General features: G+C 62.2%; 12 protein-coding genes. 6 read left to right on the forward strand and 6 right to left on the reverse strand.

Translation table 11 applies throughout. The features are described 5' to 3' along the window. Positions 1-203 precede the first annotated feature (203 nt). The gene (locus H8S55_RS01790; protein ID WP_186877550.1) at positions 204-1,454 is read left to right on the forward strand and encodes an HlyC/CorC family transporter; all 1,251 of its coding nucleotides are present in this window, start codon (positions 204-206) and stop codon (positions 1,452-1,454) included. 50 nt (positions 1,455-1,504) lie between these two features. Here H8S55_RS01790 and H8S55_RS01795 read toward each other — a convergent pair whose 3' ends face one another. Further along, positions 1,505-2,677, reverse strand: a complete 1,173-nt coding sequence (locus tag H8S55_RS01795; protein WP_186877551.1) for an NAD(P)-dependent malic enzyme — start codon at positions 2,675-2,677, stop codon at positions 1,505-1,507. 79 nt (positions 2,678-2,756) lie between these two features. Further along, positions 2,757-3,710: an RluA family pseudouridine synthase gene (locus H8S55_RS01800; protein ID WP_186877552.1), complete on the reverse strand. Its 954-nt coding sequence runs from the start codon at positions 3,708-3,710 to the stop codon at positions 2,757-2,759. A 435-nt stretch (positions 3,711-4,145) separates the two neighbouring features. Between H8S55_RS01800 and H8S55_RS01805 the strand changes: the two genes are divergently transcribed. From H8S55_RS01805 to H8S55_RS01825, 5 genes are all read left to right on the forward strand, one after another. Continuing rightward, positions 4,146-4,421, forward strand: coding sequence for a translation initiation factor 2 (locus H8S55_RS01805; protein ID WP_147561841.1), 276 nt, complete (start codon positions 4,146-4,148; stop codon positions 4,419-4,421). A 117-nt stretch (positions 4,422-4,538) separates the two neighbouring features. After that, positions 4,539-5,303, forward strand: a complete 765-nt coding sequence (locus tag H8S55_RS01810) for an ABC transporter ATP-binding protein (RefSeq protein ID WP_186877553.1) — start codon at positions 4,539-4,541, stop codon at positions 5,301-5,303. After that, positions 5,293-7,164, forward strand: a complete 1,872-nt coding sequence (locus H8S55_RS01815; RefSeq protein ID WP_186877554.1) for an FtsX-like permease family protein — start codon at positions 5,293-5,295, stop codon at positions 7,162-7,164. The genes H8S55_RS01810 and H8S55_RS01815 overlap by 11 nt, the downstream gene beginning before the upstream one ends. Before the next feature lie 183 nt (positions 7,165-7,347). Next, positions 7,348-8,703 (forward strand): MATE family efflux transporter, encoded by a 1,356-nt coding sequence (locus H8S55_RS01820; protein WP_186877555.1) that lies wholly within the window; start codon positions 7,348-7,350, stop codon positions 8,701-8,703. A gap of 134 nt (positions 8,704-8,837) precedes the next feature. Beyond that, entirely contained in the window at positions 8,838-9,305 is a 468-nt protein-coding gene (locus tag H8S55_RS01825; protein ID WP_186877556.1) for an immunoglobulin-like domain-containing protein, read from the forward strand. A 1,018-nt stretch (positions 9,306-10,323) separates the two neighbouring features. Here H8S55_RS01825 and H8S55_RS01830 read toward each other — a convergent pair. The 4 genes from H8S55_RS01830 to H8S55_RS01845 form a co-directional block, all read right to left on the reverse strand. Continuing rightward, positions 10,324-11,931, reverse strand: coding sequence for a peptide chain release factor 3 (locus tag H8S55_RS01830; RefSeq protein WP_186877557.1), 1,608 nt, complete (start codon positions 11,929-11,931; stop codon positions 10,324-10,326). A 184-nt stretch (positions 11,932-12,115) separates the two neighbouring features. Next, positions 12,116-13,468: an NADP-specific glutamate dehydrogenase gene (gdhA, locus tag H8S55_RS01835; RefSeq protein ID WP_186877558.1), complete on the reverse strand. Its 1,353-nt coding sequence runs from the start codon at positions 13,466-13,468 to the stop codon at positions 12,116-12,118. A 260-nt stretch (positions 13,469-13,728) separates the two neighbouring features. Continuing rightward, a complete protein-coding gene (locus H8S55_RS01840; RefSeq protein ID WP_186877559.1) occupies positions 13,729-14,592 on the reverse strand; it encodes a GNAT family N-acetyltransferase in 864 nt (287 codons plus the stop codon). A gap of 42 nt (positions 14,593-14,634) precedes the next feature. Then, positions 14,635-14,838, reverse strand: a complete 204-nt coding sequence (locus H8S55_RS01845; protein ID WP_147561855.1) for a PspC domain-containing protein — start codon at positions 14,836-14,838, stop codon at positions 14,635-14,637. Between the last annotated feature and the right edge of the window lie 14 nt (positions 14,839-14,852).

Genomic DNA, 14,852 nt, shown 5'->3' on the forward strand with positions numbered 1-14,852 from the left:
TTCTTTGCAAATCGGAGCGGATTTTGCTTGCGAGCCTTTCATGGCGTGAAAATCAGGCAAAGAAGCCGGAAAATCCGTATAAAATCTGTTTGGTTTGTTGGCTATCCATTGCAATCAGAGAAAAGGTATGGTATACTCCTTGGAAATCGCTCCCACGGGAGACGAAAATTTGTGAAACAGAAAGCAGAGTTGATCCCTTTATTATGGACCTTGACAGTGCCAGTATCGGTATGCTTGCGGCCCTCATCATCCTGGTGGCTTTTTCCGCCTATTTTTCCGCCACAGAAACGGCCTTCACCTCGCTCAACCGCATCCGGCTCAAAGCCCGGGCCGACGACGGAAACCTCCGGGCCGCCCGGACGCTGAAGCTGGCGGAGGACTATGACAAGCTGCTGTCCACCATCCTCATCGGCAACAACGTGGTGAACATCAGCGCCACCACCGTAGCCACCGTGCTGTGTACCCGGTGGTTCCACCAGTATGGCCCCACCGTGTCCACCGTGGCCCTGACGGTCATCATCCTGATCTTCGGCGAGATCTCGCCCAAGAGCCTGGCCAAGGAGAACGCCGAGCGCTGGGCCCTGTTCGCCACCCCCCTGCTGCGGATACTCATGGTCCTATTTACCCCGGCCAATTTTCTCTTCGGCCAGTGGAAGCTCCTGCTGGGCCGCCTGTTCCGCAAAAAGGACGACGAGGGCATCACCGAGGAGGAGCTGGTGGGCATGGTGGACCAGGCGGAGACCGAGGGCGGACTGGACAGCCACGAGAGCGACCTCATCCGCAACGCCATCGAGTTCAACGACATGGAGGTATCCGAGATCCTCACCCCCCGGGTGGACCTGACCGCCATTGAAGAGGACGACTCCATGGAGGCGCTGGCGGCCCTGTTTGCCGAGAGCGGCTTCTCCCGCATCCCCGTCTACCACGAGACCATCGACAACATCGTGGGCGTTATCCACGAGAAGGACTTCTACGCCGCCCGCTATCGGGGGGAGACCATGCTCCGGCAGCTGAAGACCCCCGTATTTTATACCACGGGCAACACCAAGATATCCGAGCTGCTGCGCATCCTCCAAAAGAACAAGGCCCACATGGCTGTGGTGGTGGACGAGTACGGCGGAACCCAGGGCATCGCCACTCTGGAGGACATTCTGGAGGAGCTGGTGGGCGAGATCTGGGATGAGCACGACGAGGTCATCGAGACCTTCCGCAAGCAGTCTGATGGCAGCTATCTCATCGCCTGCTCGGCCAATCTGGACGATTTGTATGACCTGTTCCAGGTGAAGGGCTCCTGCGATGCGGCCACCGTCTCCGGCTGGGTCATGGAGCAGGTGGGCCGTGTCCCCGAGGAGGGGGACCACTTCCAGGCCGAGGGGCTGGATGTCACCGTCACCCGGGTGGAGCACCGCCGGGTGCTGGAGATCCGGGTGAAGCCATTAGAAGCCGAAGCATAAGTTTTACAAAAATCGCCCCACTGCGTTTGCAGCGGGGCGATTTTTCATGTTCAGATGCGGGCCACGCCGGAGTCCCGGGCGGCCTGGGCCACAGCGGCGGCCACGGCGTCCTTCACACGGGGGTCGAAGGCGGCGGGGAGGATATAGTCGGCATTGAGCTCCTCGTCGGAGACGATGCCGGCAATGGCCTTGGCGGCGGCGATCTTCATCTCGTCGTTGATGTCGGCGGCACGCACATCCAAAGCGCCCCGGAAGATGCCGGGGAAGGCCAGCACATTGTTGATCTGGTTGGGGAAGTCGCTGCGTCCGGTGCCCACCACGGCGGCCCCGGCCTGACGGGCCAGGTCGGGCAGGATCTCGGGCACGGGGTTGGCCATGGGGAACAGAATGGGGTTGGGGGCCATGGTCTTGATCATCTCGGGGGTGACCAGATTGGGGGCGCTGACCCCCAGGAACACGTCGGCATCCACCAGCATCTCGGCCAGGGAGCCCCTGCGCTTTTCGGGGTTGGTGACCTTGGCCATCTCCGCCTGGGCGGGTGTCAGGCCCTCCATACCGTCGTAGATGGCCCCCTGCTTGTCGCACATGATCACGTGCTTCAATCCGCAGGCCATCAGCAGCTTCATAATGGCGATGCCGGCGGCGCCTGCACCGGAGGAGACCATCTTCACGTCCTCGATCTTCTTGCCCACCACCCGCAGAGCGTTGGTCAAAGCGGCCAGCACCACCACGGCGGTGCCGTGCTGGTCGTCGTGGAACACGGGGATGTCGCAGCGCTGCTTCAGCTTCCGCTCGATCTCAAAGCACCGGGGGGCGGCGATGTCCTCCAAATTGATGCCGCCGAAGGAGCCGGCCAGCAGGGCGATGGTGTTGACGATCTCGTCCACATCCTTGCTGCGCACACACAGGGGGATGGCATCCACATCGCCGAAGGCCTTGAACAGCACGCACTTGCCCTCCATCACGGGCATGCCGGCCTCGGGGCCGATGTCGCCCAGGCCCAGCACGGCGGTGCCGTCGGTGACCACGGCCACGGTGTTCCACCGGCGGGTGAGCTCGTAGCTTTTATTGATGTCCTTCTGGATCTCCAGGCAGGGCTGAGCCACGCCGGGGGTATAGGCCAGAGACAGGGCCTCCTTGCTGTCCACGGCGGCCCGTGCGGTCACCTCGATCTTACCCTTCCACTGATAATGGAGCTTTAACGATTCCGCTGCGTAATCCAATGTCGATCCCGTCCTTTTTGTAATCTCTCCCGCCTGCCAACCGTCCGGGGAGGCGGGGCGTCTCGTGCTTGTAACTGTATCATAAATCCGGCTGGTTGTACAGGACTTTTCCCTGTTCGCTCTTCTCCGCCGATCCGATCAGGTCGGCCATGTCACAGGGTATGGGTTGGGTAAAGCTTAATCGCCTGCCAGTGATGGGGTGGCGGAAGGACAGGCGGGCGGAGTGGAGGGCGGGCCGGCGGATCAGCTCCGGGGCCTCGGTCCCATAGAGAAAATCCCCGGTGAGGGGACAGCCCAGGCTGGCCATGTGGACCCGGATCTGGTGGGTGCGGCCGGTGTCCAGGGCCAGACGGAGCAGGCTGCGCCCCTCCCGCTCCAGCACCACCCCATACCGGGTGCGGGCGGGCTTGCCGTCCGGGCGGATCATCTGCTCCACCAATGACCCCGGCTTGGGTCCAAGGGGAGCCTCGATGACTCCGGCCCGAGGCTGGGGGCAGCCGTCGCACACCGCCAGATACTCCCGAAAGAAGTCCGCCGTGTGCAGCTGCTCCTTCAGCTTCTCCTGGGCGTGTGGGTGCTTGGCCACCACCATCAGGCCGGAGGTGCCCCGGTCCAGCCGGTGGACGGGGTGAAAATCCGCCTCCGAGCCCTCCTGATCGTAATGCCACAGGAGAAAATTACCCACTGTATCGTAAAAGTGCCCCGGTCCCGGGTGGACCGTCACCCCAGGGGCCTTGTTCAGCACGACCATATCCCCGTCCTCATAGCGGATGTCCAGCTCTCCCGGGGCGGGGACCACGCCGCTGCGCCGCTCCGGGTCGGACAGCCGGACGGACAGGACCTGTCCCGCTTTTGGGACGCACCGGGTATTCACCCGCACTCCGTCCAGCAGGATGCCGTCCTCCAGCCACTTGATGCGGCGGATCACCGTGCCCGAAAGCCCAAACCGCCGGCGCAGCAGCAGCTCTACCCGCACCCCGGCATCCGCCGGGGCCACCGTCAGCTCCAGGCGGCGGACGCGCTCCAGACTCATAAAATTCTCCCTCCTCCGTCTATGTCATTCCGAGGCGCGAAGCGACGTGGGAATCCGTAACTCTCGTCCCCTTGGCTCCCCTGAAAGGGGAGCTGTCAGCGAAGCTGACTGAGAGGTCAGGCCCCCTTGTGAAAGGGGGCTGGCATCGCCGCAGGCGATGACTGAGGGATTCCGTCTCCAGGATCGCTTCCCTGTGGTCGGAATCCTTCCGTCACGGCTTCGCCGTGCCACCTCCCTTTAACAAGGGAGGCCGATGTTGCGGGAATCACGGATTGCCGCGTCGGGGCTTCGCCCCTCCTCGCAATGACAGATCGATCAAAGCATTGCCACCAGTATACCCTCCCACTCCCCCTCTGTCAAAGCGAATAGTTCTCTTCCACCGGGGCAGAATATGGAAAAGCGCGGGCTGAAAGGCCCGGGAAAGGAAGTGCTGTCATGGTCAAGGGCATTACCCGCCAGGTCATCCTGGTCAAGTCCCCCGACCCCCGCCTGTTTGAGGAGGCCATTTTCATCGTGAAGGAGGAGGCCCTGGCCCGTGAGGGGGTCACCGCCGAGCATGTCCTGAAGGAGGCCCGCCGGGCGGCGGACGGCTATTTGAAGCAGGGCAAGGCCTGGAACCGGCGGCTGGAGCGGCTGCCCGCCCCACTGTGGGCCGCCATCGGCGCAGCGGCGGCCAGCGCCGGGTGGCTGGGGTGGCTGTTTCTGCTGTGAAAATCTTCACATGCTCTTAAATAAATCCTAAAACTTTTTTCCAGAAAATCGCCGCTTCCCGGTGCTATCCTAATGGCACATCACCCGCCGTACAGGCGGAAAAGGAGCGACGTATATATGGAAGAAATTTTATCCGTCCGGGACTTAAAGCGGGTCTATGGCCGGGGGACGGCGGCCACCCAGGCCCTGGGCGGCGTGTCCCTGTCGGTGGAGCGGGGGGAGTTCGTGGGCATCATGGGTCCCTCCGGCTCGGGCAAGACCACCCTGCTCAACTGCATCGCCACCATTGACCGGCCCACTTCCGGCTCTATCCGGGTGGGCGGGCAGGAGCTCACCGGCCTGCGGGGCCGGGCCCTCACCCGCTTCCGCCGGGAGCGGCTGGGCTTTATCTTTCAGGACTGCAACCTGCTGGACACCCTCACCGCCTTTGAGAACATCGCCCTGGCCCTGGCCATCACCAGGGCCCCGGCAAAGGAGATCGAGGGTCGAGTGCGGGAGATGTCCCAGCGCCTTGGGATCGAGGACTGCCTGGACAAGTACCCCTATCAGATGTCCGGGGGGCAGCAGCAGCGCTGCGCCGCCGCCCGGGCCATGGTCACCCGGCCCGATCTGGTCCTGGCCGACGAGCCCACCGGGGCCCTGGACTCCCGGGCCGCCGGGCTGCTGCTGGAGCGGCTGGAGAGCCTGAACCGTGACCTGGGGGCCACCATCCTCATGGTCACCCACGATGCCTTCACCGCCAGTTGCTGCCGCCGGGTCATCTTCCTGCGGGACGGGCAGGTCTTCACCCAGCTCCTCCGCCAGGGGGACCGACGGGACTTTTTCCGGCAGATCATGGACGTGGTGGCCCAGCTGGGCGGGGAGGTCCAAAATGTTCTGTAAGCTGGCTCTGGGCAACGTGCGCCGCTCCTTCCGGGACTACGGTGTCTATCTCCTCACCCTCACCTTCGGCGTGTGCCTGTTCTACACCTTCAACTCCGTGGAGGACCAGGGGGCCATCCTCTATCTCCGGGAGAAGAGCCACGAGACGGTGCGGGCCATCCTCACCGTGCTTAGCGTCCTGTCCGTTTTTGTGGCGGTGGTGCTGGCCTGTCTTATTTTATACGCCCACCGGTTCCTCCTCCGCCGCCGGAAAAAGGAGCTGGGCTGCTATCTGCTGCTGGGCATGAGCCCGGGGCAGGTATCCCGGCTGCTGATTCTGGAGACGGTGGTGACCGGCCTCATCTCCCTGTTCGCCGGGCTTATCTTAGGCTCTGCCGCCTCGTCGGGGCTGTCCGCCCTTACCCTGTCCCTGTTCCAGATGGACGTGTCCGCCCAGCTGGGGCTGGTTTTCTCCCCCGGGGCAGCCATGAAGACGGCGGTGTGCTTCGGGGCCATCCTGCTACTGGTCATGGCCCTCAGCGGGGTGGAGGTCACCCGTGCCAGGCTCATCGACCTGCTGCGGGGGGAGCGGAAAAACGAGGTGCTCCCCCTCCGGCCCCTGTCCGCGTCGGTGATCCAGTTCGTGGCGGGGGTGGCCTGCCTGCTTATCGCCTACGGCATTCTTTTGAACTTCGGCCTGGTGACGGCCCTGGTCATCCTGCCCCTGTGCGCCGCCATGCTGATCCTGGGCACGGCGGGGACTCTGCTCCTCTTCCGCTCCCTCCCTGGTTTTGTGCTCCACGGGGTGAAAAAGCGCCCGGCCCTCTATTACCGGGGGCTGAACCTGTTCACCCTGCGCCAGTGGCTCAGCCGGGTCCACTCCACCTATCTGTCTCAGACGGTGATCGCCATCCTGCTCCTGCTGGCCATGGGCATCACCGCCAGCTCCGTGGGCCTCAATTCCACCATTCAGTCCCTCACCGACGAACAGGCCCCCTTCGACCTCACCGTGCAGAACCGCTCGGCAGACCAGTCCGGCCCAGTGGATCTAGATGCCGCCATTCGGGCGGGTGGGGCCGAAAATGCCCTGGCTTGGAGCTATGACTGCCTACTCTATTATAACGACCCCGCCGTCACCGGCCTGGAGGAGGCCAGCGGGGCCATCGCCCTGAGTGACTATAACGCCCTGGTAGAGCACCTGGGCCGCCCCGCCTACTCCGGCCCCCTGCCCCACCTTCTCACCTGGGAGGAGGATGTCCCCGCCACCGGCGGCCTTGGGATGCAGTGCATTCTGGTGGAGGACGACGTGGCCCAGCGCCTGGAGGTCCGTCGTCAGCTGTGGTCGGCGGACTACGCCGGGGACAAGCAGACGGCGGAGGGGACGATCCTCCCCCTGATCAGCGGTGCCACGCAGGGCCTGGATGGCCCGGACATCAGGACAGACAGCCGCCTGGACCTGTATCAGGAGACCATGGGCTCAAAGATCCTGGTGCTGTTTTTGGGGCTGTATCTGGGTTTTACCTTCCTGCTGGCCGCCGCAGCGGTGCTGGCCCTCCAGCAGCTGTCCCAGGGGGCGGACAACGCCCGGCGCTATGCTCTGCTGGGCCGCCTGGGGGTGGAGGAGAAGGCTCTGGCCCGCTCCGCCGCCCACCAGGTCACCCTTGCCTTTCTCCTGCCTTTAGGGCTTGGTCTCATTCATGCCGCCGTGGGCCTGTCTGCGGTAAACCAGGTCATCACCGTCACCGGTAACCTGGATTCTTCCTCCGGCAGTCTGTCCGCCGCCGCCCTGCTGCTGGCGGTGTACGGGGGCTATTACCTGGCCACCCTTCTGTCCTGCCGCCGCATGGCCCTGTCCGCCGCCCACCGGCAGCGGGAGGAGTAAAAGCGTAAACCTATATTCTGCCCTCGCCCTCACCGGCGGGGGCATTTCTATTCTGGTGGGAGATGGGGCCATATCCGGGCTGAAAATTGTGAAAAAAGCCGCTTGGCAGGGGCGGGGCGGATGACTATAATAATCCGGTATCCAATCGGAACCCAAGTTTTTATGTCACAAAGGAGCGTATCTATGACCAAGGACCTCACCACCGGCAGCCCCATGAAACTGATCTTAGCCTTCGCCCTGCCCACATTGTGCGGCATGCTGTTCCAGCAGTTTTATAACCTGGTGGACACCATGATCGTGGGCAAGCTGCTGGGGGCCCAGGCCCTGGCGGCGGTTGGCTCCACCGGGTCCATCAACTTTTTCGTCATCGGCTTCTGCATGGGGGTGTGCAACGGCTTTGCCATCCCGGTGGCCCAGCGGATGGGGGCCAAAGAGTACTCCCAGATGCGCCGCTTCGTGGTCAACGCCGCCTATCTCTCCGCCCTGTTCGCCCTGGTGCTCACCGTGGTCACGGGGCTGTTCTGCCGGAACATTCTGGTGGTGATGCGCACCCCGGCGGACATCATCGACAACGCCTATGCCTATATCTTCGTCATCTTCATGGGCATCCCGGCCACCTTCCTCTACAACCTGCTGGCCGCCGTCATCCGCTCGTTGGGGGACAGCAAAACGCCGGTGTATTTTCTGGCCCTGTCCTCTTTCCTAAACATCTTCCTGGACTTCACCCTGATCCTGTATTTCAAGGCGGGGGTGGCGGGAGCGGCCATCGCCACCGTCACCTCTCAGACGGTGTCCGGCCTGGCCTGTCTGGTGTACATGCGGAAAAAGTATACCATCCTCCGCACCGGCAAGGAGGAGCGGCGGCTGGACGGGCACTCCTGCCGCACCCTGTGCATGATGGGCATCCCCATGGGGCTGCAATACTCCATCACCGCCATCGGCTCCATCGTCCTTCAGTCCGCCGTGAACACCCTGGGCAGCACCTATGTGGCGGCGGTGGCCGCCGGGGCCAAGCTGTTCCAGCTGCTGGCCTGTCCCTACGACGCCATGGGCGCAGCCATGGCCACCTACTGCGGCCAAAACGTGGGGGCGGCTAAGCTGGACCGCCTGAGCCAGGGGGTGCGGTCCTGCAGCCTGCTGGGCCTTGTCTATGCGGTGATCGCCCTGGTCGGGATGCTCCTGTTCGCCCCGGCGTGCGCCATGCTCTTTCTGGACCCGGGGGAGGAGCAGCTGGCCCTGCTGGTGCGCCTCACCGCCCAATACATCACCACCCTGGCCGCCTTCTTCTTTCCCCTGGCCCTGGTGAACATTCTGCGCTTCTCCATCCAGGGTATGGGCTACAGCATGTTCGCCATCCTGGCCGGGGTACTGGAGATGCTGGCCCGCACCGCCGTGGGCAGCATTTTCGTTCCCCTCTTCGGCTACACCGCCGCCTGCTTTGCCTCCCCCGCCGCCTGGCTGTGCGCCGATCTGTTTCTCCTCCCCGCCTGCATCCACTGCATCCGCCGCCTGAGAAAGCTGTTCCCGGCAACGGCGTGAATCTCCGGTTTATCGCAAAAAGGGCCGCCGCCGGCGGTTCTTTTTTGTTGACGATTTCGATTCCGGCATGATACACTTTAGATGGAAGAACGTCTGCCGCTGATTTAGATCATGGATCACAGGAGGGATGACACATGTCTGCCGTTCCCACCGCCCGCAACCTTTCCCGTAAAAGACGACTGCTTCTGCCGCTGACCGTCCTGCTCTGCGCCGCCGGGCTGCTCCTGTGGCTGCACCACAGGGCCGGACTGTCCCCCTACACCGGACAGCCCTCCGATCAATTTCTCTGCACCGCCGACGCGGACTGGTATCCCCTGGACACGGAGCAGATCACCTTCCATGTCTCCAACATCGGAGGCTATGCGGGGGAGTTGGACAAGCCCTGTTTAGAGATACAGAAAGGCGGCGTATGGTACTCCGTCCCACCCACAGACCAGACCGGCGAGACCGCCAACCTGCTGTACGTCTCCCCCGGGACTTCTGACTCCTTTGACTTCTCCCTGGTTCCCTACCGCGCAAGCCTCCCCCCCGGACAATACCGGGCTGTGTTCGGCCTGCACGGCAGCCGGGAGTTTTTCAGCTGGGAATTCGTGCTGGAGTGATCCTCACCAAAGTCAGGAGGACGGTTCCTGTGATTTAGGTCACAGGAACCGTCCTCCAATTTTAAAATACTTTGATTGCCATATTCTACATAATATGCTATAATATCTCTGGCGCATGGATATGCGCCGGCGCTGCCAGTGACGGTAGGCGGGTGGTCCCTTCTTTTCCGGGAGGAGGCCGCACTTCTTTGTACCTCCTCCACTACATAGGAGGGGGTGATGTTATGGTCACTTATTCCGACCTGTTTCAGCTCGGCATTCTGATCGTCAGCATCATTTCTCTGGTTCTCCAGATAAAAAAGAAGTAACCGCCCTAAGTTTGCCCACTTAACGGTTACTTCTCTGTAGCTTAAGGGGCTCCCGTCTACCGGCAGCGCCTTCTCTTATGTTCAGTATAACATGATTTGGTAAAAAGTCAATCCCCCGCCGGGGGATCGACCCAGCGTGTCAATAAACCCATTTCTGTCATTCCGAGGAGCGCAGCACCCGCAAGGGGTACGCCGCATCCGTAAGGCAGCAGAGCTGCCAACGGCTGCGCAGCACCCGCAAGGGGTGCGCCGCATCCGTGACTGAGAGGGCGGGCGGATGATATCCGCCCCTACACCTGCTTCACTGGTCTCTTGTAGGGGCGGCTATCAGCCGCCCGCCGTCGGCGTACAAGGCAAGCATTGCGGGCGGATGGGGACATCCGCCCCTACGGAATGTGACGAACCTTGTCCGTAGGGGCCGCTGTCCTCAGCGGCCCGCCGTCGGTGTATGCACCCACAGTATCCCCGTCCAGCAGCCTCCCTTGTCAAAGGGAGGTGGCACGGCGAAGCCGTGACGGAAGGATTCCGACTACCGGAAAGCTGTCCTAAAAACGGAATCCCTCAGTCAGCTTCGCTGACAGCCCCCTTTAACAAGGGGGCCAAGGGACGGGGGTTACGGATTGCCACGTCGGCCCGTTGGGCCTCCTCGCAATGACAGGCTTTTTCGACAGTCTCAGTCAATCCCCGTCCGGGGGATCGACTTTTGTTTATCAGAACTTCGCGCCGCCGAATTCGGCCAGTTTCAGGTCTTTGTTCTTGTCCTGCACCCACTGGATGGACCACTGGGCGGCAAAGAGGAGCAGCTGGTTGCCCTTGTAGTCCTCCACCAGCTTGGCGTCGTTGGGCAGCAGCAGGTCCTCCTCCTTCAGGGGTGGGGCATCCGGGTCGTCCCGCACGATCCAGCGCAGGTACTCGTAGGGCAGGCCCTCTTTATACAGCTCCACGTTATACTCGCTGCGCAGGCGGTACTCCAGCACGTCGAACTGCAGGGTGCCCACCACGCCCACGATGACCTCCTCCATGCCGGTGTAGGGGGTCTTGAAAATCTGGATGGCACCCTCCTGGGCGATCTGCTCCACACCCTTTAAGAACTGCTTGCGCTTCATGGTGTCGATGGAGCGGATGCGCTGGAAATGCTCCGGGGCGAAGGTGGGGATGGGGTCGAACTTGAACTTCTTCCCCGGGGCGCACAGGGTGTCGCCGATGGAGAAGATGCCCGGGTCGAACACGCCGATGATATCTCCGGCATAGGCCTCCTCGATGATCTCCCGCTCGGCGGCCATCAGCTGCTGGGGGCGGGAGAGGCGGATCTTCTTGCCGCCCTGCATGTGATAGACCTCCTTGTCCGCCTCGAACTTGCCGGAGACCACCCGCATGAAGGCGATGCGGTCCCGGTGGGCCTTGTTCATGTTGGCCTGGATCTTAAAGACAAAGGCGGAGAAGTCGTCGTCGAAGGAGTCGATGATCTCGTCCCCGGCCCGGCGGGGCAGGGGGGCGGTGGTCATGCGCAGGAACTCCTCCAAAAAGGGCTCCACGCCGAAGTTGGTCAGGGCGGAGCCGAAGAACACGGGGGACAGCTTGCCGTGGCGCACCCGGTCCATGTCAAAGTCGCAGGAGGCCCCGTCCAGCAGCTCGATCTCGTCCACCAGCTGGTCCCGGCGGGCCTGTCCGATGAGGTCTGCCAAGGCGGGGTCGTCGGGCTCGATCTCGGTGGCGGTGGCCGCCCGGGCGTTGGTGTTGGAGGTAAAGTGGATGACCTTTCGGTTCTGCCGGTCGTACACGCCCTGAAAGTCCTTGCCGCAGCCGATGGGCCAGTTCATGGCATAGGTGTCCAGCCCCAGCTCATGCTCCAGCTCCTCGCACAGCTCAAAGGGGTCCCGGCTCTCCCGGTCCATCTTATTGATGAAGGTGAAGATGGGGATATCCCGCATGGCGCAAACCTTGAACAGCTTGCGGGTCTGGGCCTCCACGCCCTTGGCCGCGTCGATGACCATCACGGCGGAGTCGGCGGCCATCAGGGTGCGATAGGTATCCTCGGAGAAGTCCTGGTGGCCGGGGGTGTCCAGGATGTTGATGCAGAAGCCCTCGTACTGAAACTGCATCACCGAGGAGGTGACGGAGATGCCGCGCTGCTTTTCGATCTCCATCCAGTCGGAGGTGGCAGCCCGGGTGTTCTTCTTGCCCTTGACCTGACCGGCCTGGGCGATGGCTCCGCCATAGAGCAGGAATTTCTCCGTCAGGGTGGTCTTGCCCGCGTCGGGGTGAGAGATGATGGCAAAGGTGCGTCTGCGCTTGATTTCCGCTTCGTATTTGGACAAAAGGGTCCACTCCCTTATCAAAAATTCGCATAGAAAGGCGGCTGAATAAACTGGATGATCCGTGCAGCCGCAAGCGTAGTTATTATATCATGCTCAACAGCGGAAATCTATAGGGAATGGGCATAAAAATCGGGGAAGCGGCATTTGCCGCTTCCCCGAAAGAAAGACTTGTTTGGGTTTTCGATTAGAAAATACCCTGAGCCATCATGGCATCGGCAACCTTCTGGAAGCCCACGATGTTGGCACCGGCGACCAGGTCATAGCCCAGGCCATAGCGCTCAGCAGCCTCGACGGAGTTGTGATAGATGTTCTTCATGATGGCGTGCATCTTCTCATCAACTTCCTCGGCGGTCCAGTACAGACGCTCGGCGTTCTGAGCCATCTCCAGCTCGGACACGGCCACGCCGCAGGCGTTAACAGCCTTGGAGGGGGCCACGACCATGTGCTTCTGCTCCTTCAGGAACTCCAGAGCATCGTTGGTGGTGGGCATGTTGGCGACCTCGATGTAGTACTTCACACCGGACTCGGCGATCTTCTTGGCCCACTCCAGGTTGACATCGTTCTGGGTGGCGGCGGGCATGTAGATGTCCACGTCCTTGACGCCCCAGCACTTCTGGTTGGGAACGAACTCGCAGCCGAACTTGTCAGCATAGGGCTTGCAGTGCTTGGGATCGTTGGCGCGCATCTCCAGGATGTAGTTCAGCTTCTCCTCGGTCACGACGCCGTCGGGATCGTGGATGTAGCCGTCGGGACCGGCGAAGTAGGTGACAGCGGCACCCAGCTCAGCGGCCTTCTTCATGATGCCCCAGCCCACATTGCCGTAGCCGGAGATGGCGATCTTCTTGCCCTTGATGTCCACGCCGTCGTGCTTCAGGGCCTCGACCAGATAGTACACAGCGCCGAAACCGGTGGCCTCGGGGCGCAGGATGGAACCGCCGGTGACAACGGACTTGCCGGACACGGCGCCGAACTCGGAACCGCCGACGATGCGGCGATACTGGCCATACAGGTAGCCGATCTCACGGCCGCCCACGCCCAGGTCGCCGGCGGGGCAGTCGATGTCCTGGCCGATGTGGCGATACAGCTCGGTCATAAAGGCCTGGCAGAAGCGCATGATCTCGGCATCGCTGCGGCCGCGGGGGTCGAAGTCGGAGCCGCCCTTGGCGCCGCCGATGGGCAGACCGGTCATAGCGTCCTTAAAGACCTGCTCGAAGCCCAGGAACTTGATGATGGACAGGTTGACGGAGGGGTCGAAACGCAGACCGCCCTTGAAGGGGCCGAGGGCCGCGTTGTACTGCACGCGGTAGCCGCGGTTGACGTGCCACTCGTGGTTGTCGTCCTCCCAGGTCACGCGGAACTCGATGGCGCGCTCGGGCTCGACCATCCGCTCCAGCAGGCAGGCCTTCTCATACTCGGGGTGGGCGTTGATGACGGGCTCCAGAGAGGTCAGGACCTCCTCGACGGTCTGCAGAAACTCGGGCTCGTGGGAGTTCTTGGCCTTGGTGGCCTCAATGACGCGCTCAATGTACTTGTTCATTGTTTCGTTCCTCCTAAAAGTTTTTTCAGTCGGTTTATGTTTTGAAGGTTCTCTTTCATTTCGCATTCAGGGAACCTTTTCCTCTTCCGATGTGTCTATGATATCACAAAACGGCCAGGTGTAAATCATAAATTTTGTTGGGGTTACCACAGGCAAATGGCTGTGGTCCTCTATTTTTCCTCTTCTGTTCGCCTGTGGCGCAAAGAAAAACAGCCCTTTTCACAAAATGGAAGGGCTGTTTTTGTGCAATTTGCAAGTTTTCAGTCAAATGCCAGGCCCAGATAGGCCCGGATGTCCCGGTCCCAAGCCTGATCCAGCTCCGGGGAGAGCCACTTCATCATGCCGAAGGGGACGCTGTCGCCCAACGTGCGGTAGGTCCCGCCGAACTTGGGCAGCAGCTGGGGCAGCACGGCGGCGATCTGGTCCACCGCCTCCGGGCTGCCGATGAGCTCCTTCACCAGCAGGTTCTTGTCCCCGGTGCCCTCGGCGCACAGGGCGGCGGGGCCGGCTGGGGCACCCACCAGGTACATGCCGCCGCCGTCGATGCGGCAGCACCCGGCCTGATAGAGCAGGGCATCCATGGGCAGGGCGATGTGGCCCAGCTTGGACAGCAGGCCCTCCCGCAGCACGCCGTATTCCGCCGCGTTCACCAGCTTCATCTTGGGCAGGGTCTCCGGGGCCTTTTGGCCCAGCTCCGGGGTCCAGTGATGCTCGTCCTGGGTGAAGCACTCGAAAAAGCCCTGCTTGGCGAAGAAGCCGTGGAGCTCCCGGCTGGCAGGCACGGTGGTCACCGCCTGGATGCCCCGGTCCCGGAAATAGAGCCCGGCCCCCTCCAGCAGCTTGCCGGCCAGGCCCTTGCCCCGCCAGTCGGGGTGGACGCACACGGCGTACAGATAGGCCGCCCGGAAGATCTGGTCCTTGCCGGGGATGCTCAACACGGTGCTGAACCAGGCGGTCATGGCCCGCACAGCCCCCTCCGCCTCCAGCACCAGCACCCGGTCGGGCCGGTAGTAGTTCTTATAGAAGTTGTTGATATAGGCCCGGTCGTCACCAAAGGACAGGGACCACAGCGTCCGCTGAACGGGCACATCCTCCGGCACGGAGGGACGAAGCAGAATCTCCATGGATCATTTTCTCCTTACTTTCATGCTTATGCTCTTGCGTGTTTAATACAGCTCGCTCTTTGCGGGCAGGATGAGGGCGCAGGCGGCATAGGCCACCACGCCCACGGTGCAGGTGAACAGGCTGAGCAGCACCCAGCCCACCCGGACCAGATTGGGGTCCACGTTAAAGTATTCCCCAAAGCCGCCGCACACGCCGCACAGCATTTTGTCGTTTCCTTCCGTTCGGTAAAGCCGCTTTTGTTCCATACTCAGCACCTCCG

Origin of the sequence: Flintibacter faecis (assembly GCF_014287875.1) — a bacterium.
Lineage (GTDB): Bacteria > Bacillota > Clostridia > Oscillospirales > Oscillospiraceae > Lawsonibacter > Lawsonibacter faecis_A.

Bases quoted from the DNA above. Each gene is read 5' to 3' on its own strand.
- H8S55_RS01790 (WP_186877550.1), top strand. From the start codon at position 204: ATGGACCTTGACAGTGCCAGTATCGGTATGCTTGCGGCCCTCATCATC.
- H8S55_RS01800 (WP_186877552.1), bottom strand. From the start codon at position 3,710: ATGAGTCTGGAGCGCGTCCGCCGCCTGGAGCTGACGGTGGCCCCGGCG.
- H8S55_RS01805 (WP_147561841.1), top strand. From the start codon at position 4,146: ATGGTCAAGGGCATTACCCGCCAGGTCATCCTGGTCAAGTCCCCCGAC.
- H8S55_RS01810 (WP_186877553.1), top strand. From the start codon at position 4,539: ATGGAAGAAATTTTATCCGTCCGGGACTTAAAGCGGGTCTATGGCCGG.
- H8S55_RS01815 (WP_186877554.1), top strand. From the start codon at position 5,293: ATGTTCTGTAAGCTGGCTCTGGGCAACGTGCGCCGCTCCTTCCGGGAC.
- H8S55_RS01820 (WP_186877555.1), top strand. From the start codon at position 7,348: ATGACCAAGGACCTCACCACCGGCAGCCCCATGAAACTGATCTTAGCC.
- H8S55_RS01825 (WP_186877556.1), top strand. From the start codon at position 8,838: ATGTCTGCCGTTCCCACCGCCCGCAACCTTTCCCGTAAAAGACGACTG.
- gdhA (WP_186877558.1), bottom strand. From the start codon at position 13,468: ATGAACAAGTACATTGAGCGCGTCATTGAGGCCACCAAGGCCAAGAAC.
- H8S55_RS01840 (WP_186877559.1), bottom strand. From the start codon at position 14,592: ATGGAGATTCTGCTTCGTCCCTCCGTGCCGGAGGATGTGCCCGTTCAG.
- H8S55_RS01845 (WP_147561855.1), bottom strand. From the start codon at position 14,838: ATGGAACAAAAGCGGCTTTACCGAACGGAAGGAAACGACAAAATGCTG.